This is a genomic window from Rhodococcus sp. NPDC047139 (assembly GCF_040643435.1).
Taxonomy (GTDB): Bacteria; Actinomycetota; Actinomycetes; order Mycobacteriales; family Mycobacteriaceae; genus Rhodococcus.
In genome coordinates this window covers 68,808-91,580 of the sequence record NZ_JBEYUH010000013.1, presented here as the reverse complement: position 1 = coordinate 91,580, position 22,773 = coordinate 68,808, and the positions used below count along the sequence as shown (strand labels likewise).

Here is a 22,773-nt window from a genome sequence, read left to right as displayed (position 1 = left end):
TTGCGTGATCACCACTCTGTCGTGCCGCACTGGGAGGAGAAAAATACCGATCGGCGCGGAAGCGGTATCATCCCTGCTCAGGCATGGTGAGGAATTTTTCCGCAGCGGACGATTTCGGGCGGGGAACGGAGTACGAGGGGCGCGGAACGGATGGGAGACACCGGCGAGAAGCCAGGGTCGACGCAGCGACAGTTCTTCGCCGACCAGCTCCGGATGCTGTTCGCGGCAGCCGGTCGTCCTGCCCTCAAGAAGGTCGTGTCGGAGGCATCGGCAGTCACCCGGACATTGGGTAGCGACCGAACGGTATCCGTCCAGCGGGTGAGCGACTGGCGCAGTGGCACCCGGATGCCCGCCAACTTCGAGTCGGTGCATCCGGTGCTCGTAGTGCTCATTCGCGCGGCGCGGGAACTCAACGCCGAACCGCCGGCCCCGGGTCTGTACTCACTGAAGCAGTGGGAGAACTGGTGGAAGGCTGCGCGCGGGCAGACGAACGCCCCGCGCACGAAGGAGGCGCCTGCTGCCGCAGTGCCGCCCGGCATCCGGCCTTACAAGGGCCTCGCGTCGTACCGGCAGAACGACGCCCGGCTGTTCTTCGGGCGGACCCAGAGTGTCCGCAGCCTCGCCGACGTGGTGACGGCATCCCACGGGCAGGGACCCGTCGTGGTCACCGGCGCCTCCGGCGTCGGGAAGTCCTCGCTCGTGCAGGCCGGTCTCATCCCGCTGCTGTGTTCGGCGCCGGATTGCCATCCGGTGGTCATCACGCCCGGTGCCGACCCGGTGACCCGGCTGGTCGATGCGATCCCCGAACTGGCAGAGGTGAGCGATCCCGCCGACCACGATGCCGTCCATGCGGCCCTGCGGGCTGCGAGCACGCGGACCTCGTCGTCGCTGCTGCTCATCGTCGTGGATCAGATCGAGGAGTTGTTCACCCACTGCCCCGACAGCGGCCTCCGCAACGAGTTCCTGACCTTGCTCGAGACCGCCTCGACCGGTGTCGACGGTGATGCTCCTGCCCTCGTCGTAGCGACGATGCGTTCGGACTTCTACGACCAGGCGGTGGCCAACCCGGTGCTCGCCCGTGCACTGGAACGGCGGACCAAGACGGTTCAGCCACTCGACCGCGACGATCTCGTCGAGGTGATCACCGCGCCGGCCAAGCTCGTGGGGCTCCGGCTCGAGACCGGTCTCGTCGACCTCATCCTCCACGACCTCACCGGTCTGGCCGAGGGGGAGATCAGCGGAACCGAGCTTCCCCTGCTGTCCCACCTGCTCGACTCGTTGTGGGACAAGCGCAGCGGTGGGGCGCTCACCGTCGCGGCATATCGCGCCACCGGTGGTGTCCGCGGATCCGTCGCCGCGGGTGCGGAACGGGCATGGGAGAGCCTCTCCGACGCCGCCGACCGGACCTGTGCCCGAGCGATGCTCGTCCACCTGGTCTACGTCACCGCGACCGGCACCGACGTCAAGATCGCGAGACCGTTGAACGAACTGCTCGCGGTGGGAGGCGAGGACCGTGGCACGGCCAAGCGCGTCCTCGACCATTTCGTGTCGGCGCGGGTACTCGTCGTCGATGCCGATTGTGTCGAACTCATCCACGACGCCGTGATCGAGGCGTGGCCCCGCCTCAAGTCGTGGCTCCAGCACGACCGGGCCGGCGCCGCCCTGCGGCAGCAGATCGAGGCGGACGCGTCGACGTGGCTCGAATCCGGGCGTAACAAGGAACTGCTCTACCAGCGCGGACGCATGGATGTCGTGGCCGAGCAGTATCCGCATCTCGCGTCCGCCGGAACATCCGGTGGTCGACGCGGACCGCTCGCCCTCAGCCCCACTGCCGTGGCCTTCCTCGACGCCTCCCGGAAACAGATCGTCCGCCAGTTGCGCCGGCGCCACGTCGCTATCACCGCGTTGGCGCTGTCCACGATCGTCGCGTTCGTGATGACGGGTCTCGCCTGGGACGCGAAGGGTCGCGCCGAGACCGAGCGGAGCGCCGCACAGTTCCAGCAGATCGTCGCGCTGTCCGATTCGCTACGACAGGACGACCCCACCACCTCGGCAAACCTGGCGCTCGCCGCGGCCGAACTCCAGCCGGACAGTCCGGTGGCGTATTCCAGGCTCATCGCCAGCCAGGCCGTGCCCCTTGCCTACACCCTGAGTGGCCACAGCGGTCCGGTCTACGGCGTCGTCGTGTCGCCGGACGGATCCACCCTCGCCTCCGCCAGCGACGACGGCACGGTTCGCCTGTGGTCGCTCGACGGTGACGAGCCGGCCGCCGTGGGTGCACCGCTCCAGCTCTCGACGAAGTACATGGCCTCGGTGTCGTTCGGTCCGGACGGCCGTTTCCTCGCGATAGGTGCAGGTGACGGCGGTGTGTGGATCTACGACGTGGCGGATCGGTCTGCGCCGCGGGTGGTCCTCGACCGGCAGGTCTACGCAGAGGGCGCCGTGCACAATGTGCGCTTCTCGCCCACGGGACGTGTGCTTGCGGTGCCGTACGACGACGGACGGGTCGCGCTCGTAGATACCTCGGATCCTGCATCGGGACGGTTCCCGGTCACCCTGATCGACGAACACGACGGCGGTGTCCGCACGGTGGCCTTCAGACCCGGAGGGCAGATCCTCGCCACTTCGAGCGACGACCGCACCGTGCGGCTGTGGGATGTGAGCACGCCGTCGAGGCCCGTGCCGCTCGGCGAACCTCTCACCGGATTCGGAGACGTCGCACATTCGGTGAGCTTCAACGGTGACGGAACGCTCCTCGCGGCGAGCAGTGACGACGGTATGTTGCACCTGTTCGACGCCACCGATCCGCGCAATGTCCGTCGGCTGGGAGCGCCGACGAATGCACACACCGGCGGTGTCTGGAACATCGCGTTCCTGCCCGACGGGCGCACCTTGGCGAGTGCCTCGTGGGACGGCACCGCGAAGCTGTGGGACATCGACCCGTCCACGCGAACCCTCGACGAGATCGGCCCGGCGCTGACCGGGCACGGAGGTGGCGTGCCCACACTCGCGGTGAGCCCGGCCGGCAACACGGTCGTCACCGGCGGGCAGGACTCCAACGTGCGGGTGTGGACCATGCCGCAGACCCGACTGGCGGTAGCCCGCGGCGCGCTGACCCGCCCGGCGATCGACCGTGCCGGGAATCTTGTGGCGACCGGCAGTTACGGGCCGGACGTCACCCTCTGGCGGATCGGTGCGGGCGGTGACTGGCATCGTGCGGGCGGGATCGCCCTGCCGCGCCCGCTCGGCGGCGCATACGTGTGCGCGCTGTCTCCCTCGGGGAACATCCTGGCCACGGCACCGACGTCGGGTGGCAGCGTGCAATTGTGGGATGTGCGCGATCCGTCCGCACCACAACCCTTCGGCGACCCCGTTCCGCTCACGACCAGATTCACCTCCGCACTCGCGTTCGGACCCGACGGCACGACCCTCGTGACCGGCGCCGACGACTTCTCCGTGCAGTTGTGGGACGTCGCGGATCCTGCCGATCCCGTGCCGTGGGGCGAACCCCTGAAGGGTCCGAAGAACCTCGTGCGCAGCGCGACGATCAGCCCCGACGGCCGGAGCCTGGTGGTCACGAGCGCCGACAGCGAGATCTACGCCTGGGACGTCACGGACCCGCGCTCTCCGCAGCGTGTGGACGTATCCGACGGGCACGCCACCGGAGTGAATGCAGCGGCCTTCGGTGGGAACAGCAACGTGCTCGTGACCGGTGGGGACGATCACGACGTGGTCGTCTGGGATCGCGACGAGTCCGGCAACTTCGTCGCCCGCGACACGCGGTTGACCGGCCACAGCGGCACGGTCTACTCGGTGTCGCTCACCCCGGACGGCACTCGCGCGGTGAGCGGAAGCGACGACGGCACCGTGCGGCTGTGGGATGTCGCCGATCCGGACTCGATGCACGCGATCGGCGGCCCGGTCACCGACATGGGTACCGGCAGGTGGCAGGTCACCTTCGCGCCCGACGGCACCATCGTCGGTGGCGGCGGCGACGGTCTGCTCCGCACGTGGGGACTCGACGCAGATACTGTCGTGGCCCGCATCTGCCGGTCCACCTCGGTGCGCCTCGCGGCGGTGCTCGACCGCTACGAGCTGCCTTCCCTCCCGCGCGAGGTGTGCTGAGGGCCGGTCCGGGCATCGCCGAGCGCGAGGATGCTGGCGGCCTTGTCGAGGCATTCCTGCCATTCGGTATCGGGATCGGAATCGATCGTGATGCCGCCACCCACACCGAGCGCGCACACGCCGTTGCCCGCGTCGTCGTGGCCGAACTCGACCGTGCGGATCGCGACGTTCAGTTCGGTGCCGGCGATCGGGCTCGTCATGCCCACGGTTCCGCAGTACACACCCCGCGTGGAACCTTCCCACCGGGTGAGCAGCGTCCGAGCGCGAAGCTTCGGGCATCCCGTCACGGAAGCGGGTGGGAACGCCGCATCCAGAATGTCGGCGACGGTCACGCCGGATCGGCGGGTCGCTGCGACGGTCGACACCAGGTGCCACACTCCGGGCGCGGACCGCACCGTCAGCAGATCCTCCACCTCGACCGAGCCGGTTTCGGCGACGCGACCGAGGTCGTTGCGGACGAGGTCGACGATCATCACGTTCTCCGCGACGTCCTTGACCGACGTCCGCAGGCCGGCGGGGTCGGCAGAACGTGGGAGCGTGCCCTTGATCGGACTCGATCGCATCGTGTCGCCGTGGAGCGAGACGAACAGTTCGGGCGACAGCGACGCGACGGCACCCCAGGATCCCTCCAGATAAGCGGCGCGTGCCGGGGCCGTCCGAGAGATTCCGTCGGCGAAGAATGCCAGCGGATCGCCGCCCCACCTCCCGGTGAAGCGGGTGCACACGCACGCCTGGTACACCTCGCCGGCGCGAATAGCGTCGAGACACCGTTCGACACCGCGACGGTGTTCCTCCCGAACCGGCGGTGTCCATTCGATGTGCCAGTCGGAAGCCATACGCCCGGAGGCCACAGGGGTGCTGTCGAGGACCGCGGATGCGAGATCGTCCGGGCAGGGCGCGGTGCCGAGGGTTTCGTACCACCAGCAGCCGTCGAGGTCGAGACGCAGGACGGTGTCGGTCCAACCACTCGCGGCCAGCGGTAGAGCGGGGTGCTCCGGAATGCGATCCGGATATGCGAGGTAGCCGATGCGTCCGCCGCCGATCAGGGGCCCGTCGTCGCCGCAGGACACGGGACCGTCCGCCGGGAGTGAGAAGACTTCCGCCGAGGGGACCGATTCGACGGATACAGAGGGAACGAGCACGGCCGCAGCCCCGAACCACTCTCCCGACAGCGCAGCCGGGGCGGGGATGGCCAGGTTCGCGGCGCGTGCTGCCAGTGCACCGAGAACGCGATCGACGGTGCCGCCGCGGCCGAGTCGTTCCATCCGCATGGCGTCAGCTTGTCATGCCTGGTCGGGGGAGTTCGGACGAGCCCCGAGATGCGTGAGCTTGTCGGGATTGCGCACCACGTACACCCCGGTGACCAGCCCTTCGTCGATTTCGAAGTGCAGCACCATGTCGAGGACCCCTGCCGAGCGGACGAGGACGCCCGGCATCGAGTTCACCACCGCGGCCTCGATGGTCATGTCGGGCAACGGGTGCCGGACCAGCCCGAGGAACAGTCGGGCGACCTTCGTGGCGCCGAGGACCGGGACCCGGGCCGCATTGACCTTGCCTCCGCCGTCGGCGAGATACACCACGTCGGGAGCCAGCAGCGACAGCAGTCCGTCGAGATCTCCGGTGGTCGCCGCGGTGAGGAAAGCGGTGACCACCCGATCGGTCTCGACGCTCGGCGGAGTGAATCGCCGTTGACGGGCATGGACGTGCTCGCGGGCGCGGTGCGCGGTCTGCCGCACAGCGCTTTCGGTGCGGCCGACTGCTTCGGCGATGCGCCCGTACTCGAAACCGAACACTTCGCGCATCACGAAGACCGCACGTTCGACGGGCGTCAACGTCTCCAATACCAGCAGCATCGCGGTGGACACCGACTCGGCGAGTTCGACGTCGTGGGAGGCGTCGGGAGAGGTGAGGATCGGTTCGGGCAACCACGGCCCGACGTAGTCCTCGCGGCGGCGCTGCGCCGATCGTAGTGAGTTCAGCGCCTGACGCGTCACGACCTGCGCCGCGTAGGCCCGTGGGTTGTCGACGGCATCGGCGTCGGTGCGGGCCCAGCGGATGTAGCTCTCCTGCAGTACGTCCTCGCTGTCGGCGACGCTACCGGTGATCTCGTAGGCGATGGAGAACAGCAGTCCCCGATGCTCGGTGAAGACATCCACATCGCCGCCGGTCATACGCGCACCTCGTCTCGTGCGGACTTGTCCGGTCCGCGTCGGGTCGGCAGGGCTCGTCCGCGCGCCTGGAGTTGCATGCCGCGGATCGTCCCACGAACGACGGCTTCCTTCACCGGTGCTGCGAGCCGCCCCCGCACCGCCCACCTCGTAGGGGAGTCATCACGGGCGGACAACTGCACCACGCCGCGATCGCGGCCCAGCGAGATGCAGGTGGAGACGAATCCGAGCGAGAGCGGTGCCGGTTCGCGTCCCAGCAGCAACTGCCACGCCGTGTCGGCACCGTGCACGCCCAGCGGCATCGCCGCCTGGCAGCTCATCCGCAGATGGTCGTTGCCCGACACCGCCACCGCGTCGCCGACTCCGACGATCGGTGTGCCGTCGATCGCCTGGAGGGTGTCGCGTACCCGAAGGCGCCCGGTCTCGTCGACCGGCAGGCCACTGCGACGAGCCAGGTCGGGGACGGCGAAGCCCGCCGTCCGTACCACGAGGGCCGCGGGAATCGCGGTGCCGTCGTCGAGCTCGACCGATTCGTGGTCGATATCGTGGTCGATTCGGGTGACTCGCGTTCCCGAACGGAGCCGGACGCCCAGTTCCTCCAACCGGCGGCGGATATAGCGCCGAGTGGGTGCCGGAAGATCGGCACCCGGATCACCGACGAGGGTGAATGTGTGTCGCGGATGCGACTGCGCGAGTTCGGTGACGGTCTCGAGGCCGGTGAGCCCGCCGCCGATCACGACGACGGAGGCGTGATCGTCCGCTGTCCGGAGCGCATCGTGCAGAGCAGTGGCCGAGTCGAGATCGGATACGGAGAACGCCCTCTCCGCCCCGGGAATCGCACCGGCACCGGAGATGCTGCCCACGGCGTAGACGACCGCGTCGGACCGTAGGACAGTGCCGTCGGTGAGGGACACCGCGTGCGGTTCGATCCGCACGGCAGAGGCCACATGCAGCGTCGCCCGTGGATGCAGAAGATCGGACAGTTCGTGCGTGGCGGCTCCGGAGCCGGCCGCTACCTGGTGCAGCCGTATCCGCTCGACGAAGACGGGCCTCGGGTTGACCACCGTGACCGCCACGTCGGGGTGTTCGACCAGGAGTCGGTTCGCAGCCATCACCCCCGCGTACCCGGCTCCTACGACCACCACATGGAATCGCGTTGTCATCGCTCTCGTCCCTTCGCTGTCGGAAGTGGTGTCGCTGACGTGACACCGCTCGCAGCGGGGATGTGACACGGCCGTGGGCGCGAAGACCTGTGACACCCGTCTCGTCAGCGATGAACCGGACGGGGTCCGGGTGTCAGCGAGGCGGTGTCGGCCGCGTCGCGACCGGCGTGGAAGCCGTCTGCGTCGACACCGCGGCTACGCGAGTCGCGGGTGACGGGGAACAGCCGCCGGAACTCCGAATCGACTGCATCCGATCGGCGGGCGAGGATCGGCGCGAGGGTGGTGATCGGCACCCGGGCATCGGCTGCGGCCTCGGCGGTGGCCCGGACATCCGCCTCGCGGAGGCGCTCCCCGATGCGATGCGCGTAGCCGGTGAGGAAGGCGCGACGGAAGGTGGCGGCAGACGTTCCGCGTCGTCCTGCGGTGCCCGCCGCCTGTACCGCCCGGCCGGACTGCACGAGCAGCGAGGTGAACAGCAGTTCGGCCTGTCGGAGGTCGGACGCGGTGCCGACGATCGTGGCGATCTGCACGCGGGTGAACCACACCGTACGCACCCGGTTCGCGTCTCCGATGGCGGTGAGGAGCAGAACCTTTTCCCTGATGTAGGGGTTGTCGAGATGGATGCGCCGGCCCACGACCGGATCGGTGCCCGAGCCGAGGTCGACGAGGAGGGCAGCGCCCACGGCGTGTCGCGAGACTAGTTCCTGTGCTTTCGCGGTGAGTGCTTCTGCTTCGTCGGGAAAGCCGGTCGATTCGGCCTTCGACAGGAGAGCCCGGATGCGCTCGAGGATCCGCGTGTCGGGTGGTGCGGCAGCAGGAGCGTCGGCGGAGCGCACGGCCGGCCACCGCGAGGGAGGTGGAGTGAGGATCGCGACGGACGGCAGGTATTTCCAGGTGAAGGCAAGTCCCTCGACTTCGAATCGGGTGACCTCGGGACAGGCTCGACGGAGACCGTCGGCGAGTGTCCGTGCCCCGGCCGCACGGACGAGGTGAGGATGCCGGCGGGAGATCTCGTCGATCTGCCGCATCCAGTCGACGGGCGCGCGTTCGGCCGCGCGAGTCGTCCGTGCGTCGAACAGCACCGCGGTCGCGGCGAGGGTGGCGTCGGAGGAAGGTCCACCCGAACGTGCCGTCACGTGCAGGACGTCGGCGGGCTGCCATCCCCGCTCGTAGGCGCCGCCCAACTCGGCGACCAGTGCGTGCTCGTTCAGGCCCTCGGATCGAACATGTGTTCTATCGCTGCGCATGCGCCGAATTGTGGCGCACGGCACCGACACGTTCGGCGGTGACGGAGAACGCAGAGGTGAGCGCTCCCCGTCGTGCCGTCAGTCTTCGTCGACGTACCGCGGGAAGACCGGCGTCGGCGCCGGCAGCTCCGTGCCCGGGGCCAGCCGGGTGGCGACGGCATCGAACTGCCGGTCGTCGGATCCCTGGCCGAGCAGGTCGAGGATCCGCGCGGCGGCATCCGGCATCACCGGCTGGACGAGCAGGCCGACGATCCGCACGACCTCGAGCGTGACGTACAGAACCGTTGCCATGCGTTCGGGGTCGGTCTTGCGGAGCACCCACGGCTGCTGCGCGGAGAAGTAACGGTTCGTCTCGCCGAGTACGTGCCAGATCGCTTCGAGCCCGAGGTGCAGGGCCTGCGCGTCGAACTCGGCCCGCACCTTCTCGATAAGGGCGTCTGCCTGAGCGAGCATCGCTCGGTCCTCGTCCGTGAACTCGCCCGGCTGCGGAACCCTGCCCTCGAGGTTCTTCGCGACCATCGTCAGCGAACGCTGCGCGAGGTTGCCGAGGTCGTTCGCGAGGTCGGCGTTGATCCGCGTGACGATCGCTTCATGGCTGTAGCTGCCGTCCTGGCCGTACGAGATCTCCCGGAGCAGGAAGAAGCGCAGCTGGTCGAGGCCGTAGCGCTCGACCATCTCGAGCGGGTCGACGACGTTGCCGACCGACTTCGACATCTTCTCGCCCTTGTTGAACAGGAAGCCGTGCACGAAGACCCGTTTCGGCAGCTCCAGACCTGCCGACATGAGGAAGGCGGGCCAGTAGACCGTGTGGAAGCGGGTGATGTCCTTGCCGATGATGTGCAGATCGGCGGGCCAGTACCGGCGGTACGCCTCCGAGTCGGTGTCCGGGAAGCCCGCGCCCGTGAGGTAGTTCGTCAGCGCGTCCACCCAGACGTACATGACGTGATCGGGGTGATCGGGGACCGGAACACCCCAGTCGAAGGTCGTGCGCGAGATCGACAGGTCCTTCAGACCGCCGGAGACGAAGCTGACGATCTCGTTGCGGCGGGTCGACGGGGCGATGAAGCCGGGCTGCTCCTCGTACAGCTTCAGCAGCTTGTCCTGGTAGGCGGACAGCCGGAAGAAGTAGGTGGATTCCTCCGTCCATTCCACGGGGGTGCCGGTCTCGGTGGAGATCCGTGTGCCGTCGTCCTGCACCGTCGTCTCGGCATCGGTGTAGAAGGCCTCGTCGCGAACCGAATACCACCCCGCGTAGGTGTCGAGGTAGATATCGCCCGCGTCGACCATCCGCTGCCAGATCGCCTTGCTCGCCTCGAGGTGATCGGCGTCGGTGGTACGGATGAACCGGTCGTACGAGATGTTCAGCCGCTTGTCCATCGCCTCGAACACATCCGAGTTGCGGGACGCGAGTTCCGTGACCGGGATCCCTTCCTTCGCGGCGGTCTGCTGCATCTTCAGGCCGTGCTCGTCGGTGCCGGTCAGGAAACGCACGTCGAAACCGTCGAGACGCTTGAACCGGGCGATCGCGTCGGTCGAGATGTACTCGTAGGCGTGCCCGATGTGCGGGGCGCCGTTCGGGTACGCGATAGCGGTGGTGACGTAGAACGGCGGGCGGGAGGAATCAGGCGCAGTCATGGTGGCCAGTAGTTTATAGGTCGTGAGCGCAGCCCGTCCCGCCCCCGAACCTCCCCAGCCGTTGACGCCGCTCGTCGACGCCCATACGCATCTCGACGCGTGCGGCGCCGAGGACGCCGAGTCGACCTCCGCGATCGTCGACCGCGCCGCTGCGGTGGGAGTCGGGCGCATCGTCACGGTGGCCGACGATCTCGAGGCCGCTCGCTTCGCGGTTCGCGCCGCACATTGGGACGAGCGGGTGTACGCCGCCGTCGCGATCCATCCGACCCGCGCGAACGCTCTCGACGACGCGACCCGCGCGGAAATCGAACGCCTCGCCGCGGACCCCCGCTGCGTCGCGGTGGGGGAGACCGGCCTCGATCTCTACTGGCCGGGGAAGCTCGACGGATGCGCCGAGCCCTCCGAACAGGAGGAGGGTTTCCGCTGGCACATCGATCTGGCGAAACGGCTCCGGAAGCCCCTCATGATCCACAACCGGGAGGCGGACGACGACCTGCTACGTGTGCTCGAAGACGAGGGAGCACCCGAGACGGTCGTCTTCCATTGTTTCTCGTCCGATGCCGGCATGGCCCGGCGGTGCGTCGACGCCGGATACGTGCTGAGCTTCTCCGGCACCGTGAGCTTCAAGAACGCGAAGGCGCTGCGGGAGGCGGCGCCGCTCGTTCCCCGCGAACTGGTTCTCGTCGAGACCGACGCCCCCTATCTGACACCGCATCCTTTCCGGGGCGCTCCGAACGAGTCGTACTGCCTGCCCTACACGGTGCGCGCGCTCGCGGAGGTGCGGGGTGAGGACGCGGACGAACTGGCGGCAGCCACCACCATGAACGCCGAACGGGTGTACGGACTTTCGTAAAGGCCCCGCATGCCCTCCCGAGCCTCGTGAGAATACGGGCATGCGTTCCTTCGTCTACAACTCTCAACCGGTACGTGTGATCTTCGGCCCCGGTACCGCCTCGCGGGTCGCGGACGAGGTGAGTCGCCTCGGTCGTTCCCGGGTGCTCCTGCTCGCGGGCGAGCATGTGCGTCCGCAGGCCGAACAGGTCGAGAAGGTTCTCGGCTCACTGCTGGTCGCACGGTTCGACGGCGCGGTCGCGCACACGCCGGTCGCGGTGACCGAAAGGGCACTCCGCCTCGTCACCGAGCACGACGTCGATGCGGTCGTGGCGGTCGGTGGCGGATCGACCACAGGTCTGGCGAAGGCGCTCGCGGCCCGCACCGGGATCGATCAGGTGATTCTGCCGACGACCTATGCCGGTTCGGAGGTGACACCCGTCCTGGGAGAGACCGCGGAGGGAGTGAAGACCACGCGGTCGTCGTCCGAGATTCTTCCCGAGATCGTGATCTACGACGTGGAGTTCACCACCACGATGCCCATCCCCATGGCGGTGACCAGCGCGATGAACGCCATGGCTCATGCGATCGAGGCGTTGTATTCCGAACAGGCGAACCCGATCGTCGATGCCCTGGCACTCGAAGCAGTGGCTGCGATCGCGCGTGGCCTGCCGGCGCTCGGCGCGGACTCGGCGGACCCCGAGGGGCGTTCGGATCTGCTCCTCGCAGCGTGGCTCGCCGGTACGTGCCTGGCCTCGGCGGGGATGGGACTGCACCACAAGTTGTGTCATGTCCTGGGAGGATCGTTCGATCTACCGCACGCTGCGACGCACACGGTCGTGCTGCCGCACGTTCTCGCGTTCAACGAACCGTCCGTGCCGCACGTCATGGCGCGGGTCGCCCGGGTCCTCGGTACGGATTCGGCGCCCGCAGGCGTCTACGACCTCGTGGCGGCCGCGGGTGGTCCGACCAGCCTCGAGGAGTTGGGGATGGTGGAGGCGGATCTGGACGAGGCGGCGAGGTTGGCCTCCGCGAAGGCGTACCCCAACCCGCGCGAAGTGACGGAAGTGGGAGTGAGGCGATTGCTGGGGCACGCGTTCGCCGGGGCCCGGCCGGAAGCATAGTTGAAGCTACAACTACGGATGGTATCTTAGTTGCCTGTTCAACTAACTGGGCTTCTGCCTCCCATCCGAAAGGCCCGCCATGAAGACCCCTCTCGTCCGTGACATCGGAATCCTGATCGCCCGCCTGGCGCTCGGCGTCGTCTTCCTCGCTCACGGACTTCAGAAGTTCGACTCGTGGGGCTACGAGGGCACCAAGGCCGGCTTCGAAGGCATGGGGGCTCCCGCGCCGGCCATCTCGGCCTTCGTCGCCACGTGGGTCGAGATCCTCGGAGGTCTCGCGCTCATCCTCGGTGTCCTGGTTCCAGTCTTCGGTTTCCTGCTGTTCCTGCTCATGGTCGGCGCGTTCTTCATCGTCCATGTGGGTAACGGCATCTACGTCGCCGATGGTGGCTTCGAGCTCGTGGTCGCACTCGGAGCGGGCGCCCTCCTGCTCGCCGTGGTCGGTTCGGGAGCGTTCGGCATCGACCGCTTCCTTGCGCCGAAGGTGCCGCTTCTCGCCGGCGCCCGATAGGTATATCCGGCCTCCTCGCGGAGGCCGGCTCGCATCTCCCGGCCGCAGCGCCGGCGGCAGGACGGCCGCCGGCGCTGCGGCCGTTTGTCGTGCCTGTGGTCATCCGGCTGGAACCGGGCACAAACGCCTGTGATTCGTTCGTGATGCGGTGCCGGCCTGTACGAGTTTTCGGACATCTTCCGAACCGGGTGGATATTTTCGATTCTCCTGCACCGATCTTCGCTCGGACCAGCGATTATCCGAATATGAAAAACGGTATTTTCGGACATAACATTGGTCGACTTTTGTCACAGGATTCACACGAGAAACCGCAGGTAACACGGCCCGTGTTGCCGCACGTAATCCGTTTCGTTATCGTGCCGTGATCCCACTCGTCGTCTGTCTGGAAATAAATCGTGTCGCCTTTCACCAAGATCAATCGAGCAAAATCACCGGTGTTCTACTCGGTGGTCGCCGCCATGTTCGTCACCCTCGGTGCCGGTGGTGCCGCGGCTGTGGTCCAGCACAAGGACGTCGTCCTCGATGTCGATGGTGAGCAGCGCGCCTTCGGCACCATGAACTCCAAGGTCGGCGACATCCTGGCCGCCGCCGGTTACACCATCGACGAGAACGACGTCGTAGCACCGGCCGTGGACTCGTCGGTGTCGGACGGCGACACGATCGTCCTTCGGCAGGCTCGCGAGATTCGGCTCACCGTCGACGGTGAGGAGCGTTCGGTGTGGACCACGGCACTGACCGTCGACGAGGCACTCGACCAGTTCCGGCTCTCCGACGACGTCTACGTCTCCGCCTCCCGTTCGCACCGGCTTCCGCTCGACGGTGCCGATCTCGAGGTCGTGACCGTCAAGACGGTGCGTTTCGCGGACAACGGTGCGCCCGCATCGGAGCTGCGTATCGCAGCACCCACGGTCGCCGACCTGCTGGAGGCCCAGGGCGCGAAGCTCGAGCAGGCTGACAGCGTCACTCCGGCTCTCGATGCGCCGCTCGAAGAGGGCATGGAAGTCGTGATCACCCGCGACCGGATCGAGCCGCGGACCGAGAATCACCCGATCGCCCCGCCCGAACACCGCGTGGACGATCCGAACATGTTCCAGGGCGAAACCGCCGTGAACGATCCCGGCGCCCCCGGCGAGCGGGCGGTGACCTTCGACGTCCACACTGTCAACGGTGTCGAGGTCGGACGTGTGGAGACCGGTTTCACGGTGGTCACCGAGCCGCGTCCCGTGATCGTCCGCGTCGGCACCAAGCCGAAGCCTGCCGTGCCGGTTTCCAGCCGCGCTTCCACCTGGGATGCTCTCGCGCAGTGCGAGGCGACCGGAAACTGGTCGATCAACACCGGAAACGGTTTCTACGGGGGCCTGCAGTTCACGCAGCAGACGTGGGCCGGGTTCGGTGGTACCCAGTACGCGCCGCGCGCCGACCTCGCCACGCGCGAGCAGCAGATCGCCGTCGCCGAGAAGGTCCAGGCCGTCCAGGGCTGGGGAGCGTGGCCGGCCTGTACCAGCAAGCTCGGCCTGCGCTGAGTGGCCCGGTGCACGCCGTGACCTGCCCGCGAGTGCGCTAGGTTCACCTCGTGTCAGCAGACGATCCCGAAACCACTCCGAGGGCCACCCCGGCTTCTCCGCGCGGCCTCGCCGCGCTGCTCGGACCCGCCGAGGTCCGGGCACTCGCGGAGGAGTTCGGGGTGCGCCCGACGAAGCAGCTCGGCCAGAACTTCGTGCACGACGCGAACACGGTGCGCCGCATCGTCAACGTGGCGGGGGTCGGCGCCGACGATGTGGTGCTCGAGGTGGGGCCCGGTCTCGGTTCTCTCACTCTGGCGCTGCTCGACGTAGTCGACCGCGTCGTAGCGGTCGAGCTGGATCCTGTTCTGGCGCAGCGTATTCCTCAGACGGTGCAGGAACGCGCACCGGAGCTCGTGGACCGTTTCGACGTCGTGCACATGGATGCGATGAAGGTGCTGCCGAAAGATCTCCCGGCAGCGCCGACCGCGTTGGTGGCGAACCTGCCCTACAACGTGGCCGTGCCGGTGCTGCTGCATCTCTTCTCCGAATTTCCTACTCTCCGAACGGCTCTCGTGATGGTCCAGGCCGAGGTCGCGGACCGGCTCGCGGCCGAGCCCGGAGGCAAGATCTACGGCGTGCCCAGCGTCAAGGCCCGGTTCTTCGGCGACGTCCGCAGGGCGGGTGCCGTGGGGCGAGCGGTGTTCTGGCCGGTTCCTCAGGTCGAATCCGGTCTCGTCCGTATCGATCGCTATGCCGAACCGCCCTGGCCCACCGATGCGGCCACGCGCGCCCGGGTCTTCGCGGTCGTAGATGCCGCCTTCGCGCAGCGGCGGAAGACGTTGCGCGCGGCCCTCAGTGGGTGGGCGGGTTCGCCGGCGGAAGCGGAAAGGCGCCTGCTCGCCGCGGGTATCGAACCGTCGACCCGCGGTGAGAAACTCGACGCCGCGGCATTCGTGCGCCTCGCCTCCGTGGAGTGACGCCCATCACCATTGCTGGCGGGTGGCTGCGATGTGTGGTTAAGTAGTCCTCGGTCGTTAGGTAGTGTGTTCGTGGTTTACCCCTCGCACATTTCTGGTTGCGAGCGGATGCGATAGCCACGATGGAATCGTTTCAGCCGTGTAGTGACAGACCCGGGAGTCGAAACCGCCTCCCGACGAGACAGGACGTTTACATCCGTCCTGCCTGCAAGTGAAGGACAGCAACATGGCTGAAGGTACTGTGAAGTGGTTCAACGGCGAAAAGGGCTTCGGCTTCATCGCTCCGTCGGACGGCTCCGCTGACGTGTTCGTGCACTTCTCCGAGATCCAGGGCCGCGGCTTCCGCACCCTCGAGGAGAACCAGCGCGTGAGCTTCGAGATCGGCCAGGGCCAGAAGGGCCCGCAGGCCACCGGCGTCAACGTCATCGGCTGACACCCACAATCTCCGGAACGGGCCGGCACCCTCAGGGTGCCGGCCCGTTCCGTATGTCGTCCGGCCGCGTTCTCGATCGCGACCACCCCGTCGCATGTGAGTCGTTCGGGCACACGCGAGTAAGCTCTGTACTCGTGCTTTCCGTCGTTCCGACCCCCGTGACAGTACGGGTCCCGTCGAAGGTCAACCTGCATCTGGCGGTCGGAGACCTTCGTCCCGACGGCTACCACGACCTGCACACGGTCTTCCAGGCGCTGTCCCTGTACGACGAGGTCTCGGTCGTCCCGGCGGACACACTGAGTGTGCGGGTGCGTGGCACCGGCGCCGACGCCGTGCCGACCGATTCCACCAACCTCGCGTGGCGCGCCGCCGAGCTCATGGCGGAACGGGCTGGGCGCACGCCCGATGTGGCGATCACCATCGACAAGGGCATTCCCGTCGCCGGTGGGATGGCCGGAGGTAGCGCCGACGCCGCGGCCACGCTCGTCGCGCTCGATGCGCTGTGGGGGATCGGAGCATCGCGGGAGGATCTCGCAGACCTCGCCGGCCGACTCGGAAGCGACGTGCCGTTCTGCCTGCACGGCGGAACCGCCATCGGGACAGGACGGGGGGAACGGCTCGTGCCCGTCCTCACCCGCGGCACCTTCCACTGGGTGCTCGCCCTGGCGAAGGGCGGCCTGTCGACTCCGGTGGTGTTCGGAGAACTCGACCGGCTGCGGGCCGAAGGCGAACCCCACCGCATCGGAGATGCCGACGCGGTGCTCTCCGCGCTCGGATCCGGCGACCCTCACGAACTCGCGCCGCTGCTCGGCAACGACCTGCAGGCCGCGGCCCTGTCCCTCGATCCCATGTTGCGCCGCACACTCCGGGCGGGTGTCGAGGCGGGTGCGCTCGCGGGCATCGTCTCCGGTTCCGGCCCGACGTGCGCCTTCCTCGTCGAGGATGAGCACGCCGCCGTAACCGTCAGCGCCGAGCTGGCCGGGGCCGGTGTGTGCCGAACCGTGCGGGTCGCCTCCGGCCCGGTGCCCGGCGCCCGCGTCGTCGGTGACTCCGATTCCGCCCGCCCCTGATCCCCGTGCTCCCGCAGTACATCCCCGCAATTCTCGGAAGGCGTTGCTCCACGTGGCCAATCTGATCAACCTCGAACAGGTGTCGAAGTCCTTCGGCATCAAGCCACTGCTCGATTCGGTGTCCCTCGGCGTGAACGAGGGGGACCGGATCGGTGTCGTAGGCCTCAACGGCGGTGGCAAGACGACGATGCTCGAGGTGCTCGCCGGTATCGAGGAACCCGATTCGGGCCGGGTGAGCCGGGTCGGTGGTCTGCGTATGGCCGTGGTCACCCAGCGTGGGGGACTGCCGGAGGGTTCGACCGTGGGGGAGACGGTGCTCGGTCCGCTCGGTGTGGCCGAACACGAATGGGCCAGTGATGCGCGCATCCGCTCGGTGCTCACCGGAATCGGCATCGACAAGCTCGGTCTCGATGCGGTGGTCGACGGCCTGTCCGGGGGCGAACGTCGCCGGGTCGCCCTCGCTGCCGCGCTCGTCCGCGATCTGGACCTGCTCGTCCTCGACGAGCCCACCAACCATCTCGATGTCGAGGGCGTTCAGTGGCTCGCCGAGCACCTGTTGTCGCGGCGCAGTGCGCTCGTCGTCGTCACCCACGACCGCTGGTTCCTCGACACCGTCGCGACCCGCACATGGGAGGTCGTCGGTGGTCGGGTCGAGAGCTACGAGGGTGGCTACAACGACTGGATCTTCGCCCGTGCCGAACGCGCCCGGCAGGCCGACGCGATGGAGGAGCGACGACGCAATCTCGCTCGTAAGGAACTGGCCTGGCTGCGCCGCGGTGCCCCCGCTCGTACGTCCAAGCCCAAGTACCGGATCGAGGCCGCCGAGGCGTTGATCGCGAACGTGCCCCCGCCACGCGATTCGGTGGCGCTGGCTTCGTTCGCGAAACGGCGTCTGGGCCGGATCGTCATCGAACTCGAGGACGCGACCCTCACGACCCCGGACGGCCGGGAACTCGTCCGCGACCTCACGTGGCGGCTCGGCCCGGGCGAGCGGATCGGACTCGTCGGGGTGAACGGTTCGGGCAAGAGCACTCTCCTGCGCACTCTCGCCGGTGAACTGCAACCTGCGCACGGACGCCGTATCCAAGGCCAGACCGTCGAGATCGGTTGGCTCCGTCAGGAACTCGACGATCTTCCGACCGACATGCGGGTGCTCGAGGCCGTCCAGGATGTAGCGGAGCGGATCACGCTGGGCGACAAGGAGATCTCGGCCGGTCAACTTGCCGAACGGCTCGGATTCACCCCGGCCCGCCAGCGCACCCCGGTCGGTGATCTGTCCGGTGGTGAACGGCGCCGTCTGCAGCTGACCCGCGTGCTCATGGCCGAACCGAACGTGCTGCTCCTCGACGAGCCCACGAACGATCTGGACATCGACACGCTCCAGCAGCTCGAGGACCTGCTCGACAATTGGGCCGGCACCCTGGTCGTCATCAGCCACGACCGGTATCTCGTCGAGCGCATCTGCGATTCGACGTGGGCTCTGTTCGGCGACGGCCGGCTCACGAACCTGCCCGGTGGTATCGAGGAGTACCTGCGCCGCCGTGCGGCGATGGGCGACGGCGACGTGCCGTCGGTGGCGTCGACCGTCGCGAAATCCGAGGATGCCCCGGCGCAGCCGAAGAAGCGCGACGGTGCTGCGGAACGCGCCGCTCGCAAGGAGCTCTCGCGTCTCGAACGGCTGGTGTCCAAGCTGACCGAGCGTGAGGAGAAGTTGCACCACGACCTCGCCGAGGCGGCCACCGATCCCGAGCGACTGCAGAAACTCGATGCGCAGTTGCGCGAGGTGGTTGCGGAGAAGGAAACTGCCGAGGAGCAGTGGATGGAGCTCGCCGAAGATCTGGACTGAATTCTCTTGACCTCGAGCCGACTCGAGGTCGGACGATGGGCGTCGTCAGAACGAACGTCCGTCAGGAGGATTCATGTCCGTCACCGGAACATCTCGCACCTCTACGCTTCTCCCGCGCTCCCGGCCGGCTCGCTCCGGCCTCGTGATCGCCGCGTCCGTCTCGGCGGCACTCGTCGTCAACCTCGTTCTGTGGGCGTCAGGTCTTGCAGCGGGTGGCACCTTCGAGCACACCGATGCGGGTGAGGTGATGAGCGCCGCACCCGGCGGTGTCGTGCTCATGACCGTGCTCCCGCTCACCGTCGGCCTGGCACTCGCGGCGCTGCTGATGCTGTGGTGGAACGGCTTCGCCCGGATCGCACAGGTTGTCGGGGCCATACTGCCGCTCGCGACGATCCAAGGCACGATCAGCGCGGATTTCGACACTCCGAGCACTGTTGCGCTCACACTGATGCACGTGGTGATCGCTGTCGTGGCCGTCGCGGCGATCGAGTTGCTGCGAGTGCGTCGCTGACACGGACGAAGGGGAGGAGATGCGCGAGTTTATTTGCAGAGAAGCACATTTCCTCCCCTCGGTCCGCAGGTCTACAGGCCGAGCAACTTGCTGATGATCTCGTTCATGATCTCGTTGGTGCCGCCGCCGATGCCGAGGACACGAGCGTCACGGAAGTGACGCTCGACTTCGCTCTCGCGCATGAGGCCGATGCCACCGGCGAGTTGCACGGCTTCCATGACGGCGTGGTCGCACGCCTTGACGGCGTTGTTCTTCGCCATCGAGGTCTCGAGCAGCATGCCTTCGCCGTTGACCCACCGCTCGGCCACGGAGCGGCAGAACGTCTTTGCCGCCGTGATCTCGGTGGCGAGTTCGGCGAGGCGGTGGCGCACGACCTGACGCTTCGACAGAGGCCGGCCCATCGTCTCGCGGGACTTGACCCACTCGACCGTCAGGTCGAAGCAGCGCTGCGCGGTGGCGACGGCCTGGAACGCGAGCGACAGGCGCTCACCTTGGAACTGCTGGGCGATCTGCGCGAACGCCGAGTTCTCGGCTCCGACGAGGTTGGCGACCGGCACCCGCACGTCGTCGTAGAACAGTTCGGCGGTGTCGGAGCACAGCCAGCCCATCTTGTCCAGTTTGCGTGAGACCGTGAAACCCGGTGTGTCCGTGGGAACGACGATGAGGGATATGCCGCCTGCGCCCGCGTCACCCGTGCGCACCGCCGTGGTGACGAAGTCGGCGCGGGTGCCCGAGGTGATGTAGAGCTTCGCACCGTTGATGACATACTCGTCGCCCTCGCGACGTGCGGTGGTGCGGATGTTCGCGACGTCGGAACCGCCGCTCGGCTCGGAGATCGCCAGGGAGCCGATCATGCGACCCTCGAGTGCGGGTCGCGCGAACCGCTCGATCAGGTCGGTGTTGCCGGAGGCCACGATGTGCGGGGTCGCGATGCCGTGGCTGAACAGCGCCGAGATCAGGCCGGACGAGCCGCCCGCGAGGATGATCTCCTCGAGGATCGCGAGCATGTCGAGGGCGTTGCCTCCCGAGCCGCCATGTTCCTCGGCCACCGAGGCTCCGAGCAGCCCCGCGTCGGCTGCCTTGCGGTGCAGTTCGCGGGGGATCTCACCGGCACGTTCCCATTCGTCGAGGTGGGGGACGATCTCCTTGCGTGTGAAGTCGGCGGCGAGCCGGCGCAGTGCCTTCTGCTCGTCGGTGTCCCAGCGGATCACTTCGGTGGTGGTCACGACTATTCGCCCTTCCAGACAGGTGCGCGCTTCTGCATGAAGGCCATGACGCCTTCGAGGGTGTCGGCGCTGGTGGTCAGACGTGCGAGCGCCTTGTCGGTCAGTTCCCAGGCCTGGTCCTCGGCGGGAATGTTGCCGTCGACGATGCCGCGGGCGACGGTCTTGCTCGCCTGCACGGCGAGTGGTGCGCCGGCTGCGATGTCGGCAGCGAGTGCAAGGGCCGTGTCGAGGACCTCGGTCTGCGGGACGACCCGGTTGACCAGGCCCCAATGCAGCGCGTCGGCAGCGGACATCGGTTTGCCGGTGAGAATCAACTCCATCGCCACGGCGCGAGGAATGGCCTGTCCGATGCGGAACACTCCACCGGCACCGGCGATCAGCCCGCGGTGGACCTCGGGCAGGCCGAATTCCGCAGTGTCCGAGGCGACGACGAGGTCGCTCGCGAGGGCGAGTTCGGTGCCGCCCCCGAGCGCTGTGCCGTTGACCGCGGCGATGACGGGCTTGGAGATGTGGTGTTTCACCACACCCGCGAAGCCCCAGTGGGCGGTCTCGGGTGGAGTGACACCGTCCGGTCCCTTGGTGCCCAGGGCCTTGAGGTCGGCGCCGCCGCAGAAGACGGCGTCACCGGCGCCGGTGAGCACCACGACGCGCACGTCGCGTTCGGATTCGGCACGCTCCCAGGCATCACCGAGTGCCTGGTGCACGTCGGCGTTGATGCTGTTGGCGGCCTTGGGGCGGTTGATGGTGACGACGAGGACGTGTTCGCGCTTCTCGACGAGGACGACGGGTTCGCTCACGACAGGGACTCCTCGGTGGGTCGGTTCTCGATGGGGGTGAGGGTCAGGTGCCCGCCGTTGTCGGTGACGTGCACGGTCTCGCCGACGATGTCGGCTCCGGCGGCGAGAATCATGGCGCCGGCGGCGTCGGTCTGGCCCGAGACTCGCTTCCCGTCGGGAGTCAGGCCGACGAGGAAACCGACAGAAGGGTTGCCGTCGCGACCGAATTCGGCAGTGGCGGTGACGATCTGAACTTCGCCGGTGTAGTCGGTCGCGGCTTCGGGGGCGGAGGGCTCGAGCAGGACGTGTTCGGGGTCGCCGACATATCCGTCGGTGTGGGGAGCGCAGCCGAGGACCACGACGTGCTGGTAGGTCAGGTAGCCGCCGTTGCCGTGCACGAGAGCGAGCTCGCCGTCCTCGCGCAGGCGTTTCGCCACCGCCACGACCGAATGCAGTGTGTAGCTGTTGAGCGGCCCGCCGAAGAAGGAGTGGCCACCGGTCACCGACGGCACGGTGTTGCGGGGAAGGCCGAGCTGTTCGATCAGCAACTTCGGCACTACCGGGAAGCAGCTGTAGGCGTCGATGATGTCGAAGTCCGTGGGCCGCAGGTCGGTCGCCGACAGTGCTCTGCGCAGGGCGTCGTCGAGCGCAGCAGAGCGGCCGAAGTCGCCGCGCGCCAGCACATCCGAAGGTTCGGTCGCGCCGGCCCCACCCCACACGTAGAGGAGTCGGTCGTCGGCGACACCGAGTTCGCGGGCCACGGCGAGCGAAGTCACGACCACGGCCGCGGCCTGGTCGACGAACGGCATCGCATTGAGCAGGAGCGGATACGGGTCGGTGACGAGGCGATTCTTCCCGGCCACGGTGCGGATGTCGTCGGGGGTGCGCCGCTCGGGGTTCCAGGAAGCCGGGTTGTCCGCGGCGAACTCCGAGAAGGCGGCGTACAGCGTCGCCGACCAGTCGAGTGATTCTTCGCGCGAATGTCCGAGGTCATGACTGAGCCGGTTCTCGAACAGCGGGTAGACCCGGGTGGGAGCTACCATGCCGGCCCGCTGCATCGCGGGGCTGCCGAGGTCCTCGTTGCTGATCGGAGCGGGGCCACCGGGCGCGGTTGTCCATCCTAGGGTGGCCGGATCGGTGCCCGCCTTGTACGAATTGGTCACCGAGGCCTGTGCTTCACCGCCGACGAGCAGCGCGACGGTGCTGGTGCCCGCGGCGATGTCGTGGGCGATGCGATCGAGCACGGCCGCCGGCCAGTGGCCACCGATGGGCGTCGTCGACGTGTGTTCGGCGCTCGCGCCGAGACGTTCGGCGAGCAGGCCCGGCAGGTCGTCGTAGTTCCAGCTCGCGGTCTTGATCGCATGGATGGTGTCGATGCGCGAGGCGAGGTCGACGCCGGTGTCGGCGATTGCGGCCGAGGCGGCCTCGTGAACGAGATCGAGCGGTTCACGCGGCTCGGCGGGCGCACCGGCGCGGCCGGAGCGCAGGTCGCCGACTCCGATCACGACGGGCACCCGGGTGGGGTCGGTCATGGTGTTCCTTCGGTCGTGCTCTTTGGAGAGGAGGACGCCGCCAGCCTAATACGGACGATTTCAGTCTGTAAATAGGCGTGGGTCTGGCACACT

General features: G+C 67.8%; 18 protein-coding genes. 10 read left to right on the top strand and 8 right to left on the bottom strand.

Annotated elements, in window-relative coordinates; translation table 11 throughout:
- The first annotated feature begins 150 nt into the window (after positions 1 to 150).
- Complete coding sequence (locus ABZ789_RS16910; protein ID WP_358425750.1) at positions 151 to 4,125, top strand: WD40 repeat domain-containing protein; 3,975 nt, start codon at positions 151 to 153, stop codon at positions 4,123 to 4,125.
- Here the strand turns inward: ABZ789_RS16910 and ABZ789_RS16905 are convergent.
- From ABZ789_RS16905 to metG, 5 genes are all read right to left on the bottom strand, one after another.
- Complete coding sequence (locus ABZ789_RS16905) at positions 4,089 to 5,396, bottom strand: aminodeoxychorismate synthase component I (RefSeq protein WP_358425747.1); 1,308 nt, start codon at positions 5,394 to 5,396, stop codon at positions 4,089 to 4,091. The genes ABZ789_RS16910 and ABZ789_RS16905 overlap by 37 nt on opposite strands.
- 12 nt (positions 5,397 to 5,408) lie before the next feature.
- Positions 5,409 to 6,296 carry an RNA polymerase sigma-70 factor gene (locus ABZ789_RS16900; RefSeq protein WP_358425744.1) on the bottom strand — a complete coding sequence of 296 codons (888 nt, stop codon included), beginning with the start codon at positions 6,294 to 6,296 and terminating at the stop codon, positions 5,409 to 5,411.
- Positions 6,293 to 7,456, bottom strand: a complete 1,164-nt coding sequence (locus tag ABZ789_RS16895; RefSeq protein ID WP_358425741.1) for an FAD-dependent oxidoreductase — start codon at positions 7,454 to 7,456, stop codon at positions 6,293 to 6,295. Before ABZ789_RS16895 ends, ABZ789_RS16900 begins: the two co-directional genes overlap by 4 nt.
- A 104-nt stretch (positions 7,457 to 7,560) precedes the next feature.
- Positions 7,561 to 8,703 (bottom strand): DUF2786 domain-containing protein, encoded by a 1,143-nt coding sequence (locus ABZ789_RS16890; protein WP_358425738.1) that lies wholly within the window; start codon positions 8,701 to 8,703, stop codon positions 7,561 to 7,563.
- Positions 8,704 to 8,781: 78 nt separating this feature from the next.
- On the bottom strand, positions 8,782 to 10,338 hold the full coding sequence (gene metG / locus ABZ789_RS16885; RefSeq protein ID WP_358425735.1) for a methionine--tRNA ligase: 1,557 nt from the start codon (positions 10,336 to 10,338) through the stop codon (positions 8,782 to 8,784).
- 22 nt (positions 10,339 to 10,360) lie between these two features.
- Here metG and ABZ789_RS16880 point away from each other — a divergent pair, with 22 nt between their 5' ends.
- The 9 genes from ABZ789_RS16880 to ABZ789_RS16840 all read left to right on the top strand — a co-directional run bounded on the left by ABZ789_RS16880 (position 10,361) and on the right by ABZ789_RS16840 (position 19,146).
- A complete protein-coding gene (locus ABZ789_RS16880; protein ID WP_358425732.1) occupies positions 10,361 to 11,191 on the top strand; it encodes a TatD family hydrolase in 831 nt (276 codons plus the stop codon).
- A gap of 40 nt (positions 11,192 to 11,231) precedes the next feature.
- The gene (locus ABZ789_RS16875) at positions 11,232 to 12,293 is read left to right on the top strand and encodes a maleylacetate reductase (RefSeq protein ID WP_358425729.1); all 1,062 of its coding nucleotides are present in this window, start codon (positions 11,232 to 11,234) and stop codon (positions 12,291 to 12,293) included.
- A gap of 79 nt (positions 12,294 to 12,372) precedes the next feature.
- Positions 12,373 to 12,804: a DoxX family protein gene (locus ABZ789_RS16870; protein WP_358425726.1), complete on the top strand. Its 432-nt coding sequence runs from the start codon at positions 12,373 to 12,375 to the stop codon at positions 12,802 to 12,804.
- 395 nt (positions 12,805 to 13,199) lie between these two features.
- Positions 13,200 to 14,327, top strand: a complete 1,128-nt coding sequence (locus tag ABZ789_RS16865) for a transglycosylase family protein (protein ID WP_358425723.1) — start codon at positions 13,200 to 13,202, stop codon at positions 14,325 to 14,327.
- Positions 14,328 to 14,377: 50 nt separating this feature from the next.
- Positions 14,378 to 15,286, top strand: a complete 909-nt coding sequence (gene rsmA, locus ABZ789_RS16860) for a 16S rRNA (adenine(1518)-N(6)/adenine(1519)-N(6))-dimethyltransferase RsmA (protein ID WP_358425720.1) — start codon at positions 14,378 to 14,380, stop codon at positions 15,284 to 15,286.
- 226 nt (positions 15,287 to 15,512) lie between these two features.
- On the top strand, positions 15,513 to 15,719 hold the full coding sequence (locus tag ABZ789_RS16855) for a cold-shock protein (protein ID WP_006553820.1): 207 nt from the start codon (positions 15,513 to 15,515) through the stop codon (positions 15,717 to 15,719).
- Positions 15,720 to 15,853: 134 nt separating this feature from the next.
- The gene (locus ABZ789_RS16850; RefSeq protein WP_358425715.1) at positions 15,854 to 16,789 is read left to right on the top strand and encodes a 4-(cytidine 5'-diphospho)-2-C-methyl-D-erythritol kinase; all 936 of its coding nucleotides are present in this window, start codon (positions 15,854 to 15,856) and stop codon (positions 16,787 to 16,789) included.
- Positions 16,790 to 16,841: 52 nt separating this feature from the next.
- On the top strand, positions 16,842 to 18,635 hold the full coding sequence (locus ABZ789_RS16845; protein WP_358425712.1) for an ABC-F family ATP-binding cassette domain-containing protein: 1,794 nt from the start codon (positions 16,842 to 16,844) through the stop codon (positions 18,633 to 18,635).
- A gap of 73 nt (positions 18,636 to 18,708) precedes the next feature.
- Positions 18,709 to 19,146, top strand: a complete 438-nt coding sequence (locus ABZ789_RS16840) for a DUF6069 family protein (RefSeq protein WP_358425709.1) — start codon at positions 18,709 to 18,711, stop codon at positions 19,144 to 19,146.
- Positions 19,147 to 19,217: 71 nt separating this feature from the next.
- Here ABZ789_RS16840 and ABZ789_RS16835 read toward each other — a convergent pair whose 3' ends face one another.
- The 3 genes from ABZ789_RS16835 to ABZ789_RS16825 are packed head-to-tail and all read right to left on the bottom strand — an operon-like array spanning position 19,218 to position 22,680.
- Entirely contained in the window at positions 19,218 to 20,372 is a 1,155-nt protein-coding gene (locus ABZ789_RS16835; RefSeq protein ID WP_358425706.1) for an acyl-CoA dehydrogenase family protein, read from the bottom strand.
- 2 nt (positions 20,373 to 20,374) lie between these two features.
- Positions 20,375 to 21,169 carry an enoyl-CoA hydratase-related protein gene (locus tag ABZ789_RS16830; RefSeq protein ID WP_358425703.1) on the bottom strand — a complete coding sequence of 265 codons (795 nt, stop codon included), beginning with the start codon at positions 21,167 to 21,169 and terminating at the stop codon, positions 20,375 to 20,377.
- A complete protein-coding gene (locus ABZ789_RS16825; RefSeq protein ID WP_358425700.1) occupies positions 21,166 to 22,680 on the bottom strand; it encodes an acetyl-CoA acetyltransferase in 1,515 nt (504 codons plus the stop codon). The genes ABZ789_RS16830 and ABZ789_RS16825 overlap by 4 nt, the downstream gene beginning before the upstream one ends.
- Positions 22,681 to 22,773: the final 93 nt, after the last annotated feature.

Excerpts from the sequence above, each read along its gene's own strand:
- ABZ789_RS16900 (WP_358425744.1), bottom strand. The coding sequence starts at position 6,296 with ATGACCGGCGGCGATGTGGATGTCTTCACCGAGCATCGGGGACTGCTG.
- ABZ789_RS16905 (WP_358425747.1), bottom strand. The coding sequence starts at position 5,396 with ATGCGGATGGAACGACTCGGCCGCGGCGGCACCGTCGATCGCGTTCTC.
- ABZ789_RS16910 (WP_358425750.1), top strand. The coding sequence starts at position 151 with ATGGGAGACACCGGCGAGAAGCCAGGGTCGACGCAGCGACAGTTCTTC.
- ABZ789_RS16875 (WP_358425729.1), top strand. The coding sequence starts at position 11,232 with ATGCGTTCCTTCGTCTACAACTCTCAACCGGTACGTGTGATCTTCGGC.
- ABZ789_RS16840 (WP_358425709.1), top strand. The coding sequence starts at position 18,709 with ATGTCCGTCACCGGAACATCTCGCACCTCTACGCTTCTCCCGCGCTCC.
- metG (WP_358425735.1), bottom strand. The coding sequence starts at position 10,338 with ATGACTGCGCCTGATTCCTCCCGCCCGCCGTTCTACGTCACCACCGCT.
- ABZ789_RS16825 (WP_358425700.1), bottom strand. The coding sequence starts at position 22,680 with ATGACCGACCCCACCCGGGTGCCCGTCGTGATCGGAGTCGGCGACCTG.
- ABZ789_RS16890 (WP_358425738.1), bottom strand. The coding sequence starts at position 8,703 with ATGCGCAGCGATAGAACACATGTTCGATCCGAGGGCCTGAACGAGCAC.
- ABZ789_RS16895 (WP_358425741.1), bottom strand. The coding sequence starts at position 7,456 with ATGACAACGCGATTCCATGTGGTGGTCGTAGGAGCCGGGTACGCGGGG.
- ABZ789_RS16870 (WP_358425726.1), top strand. The coding sequence starts at position 12,373 with ATGAAGACCCCTCTCGTCCGTGACATCGGAATCCTGATCGCCCGCCTG.
- ABZ789_RS16855 (WP_006553820.1), top strand. The coding sequence starts at position 15,513 with ATGGCTGAAGGTACTGTGAAGTGGTTCAACGGCGAAAAGGGCTTCGGC.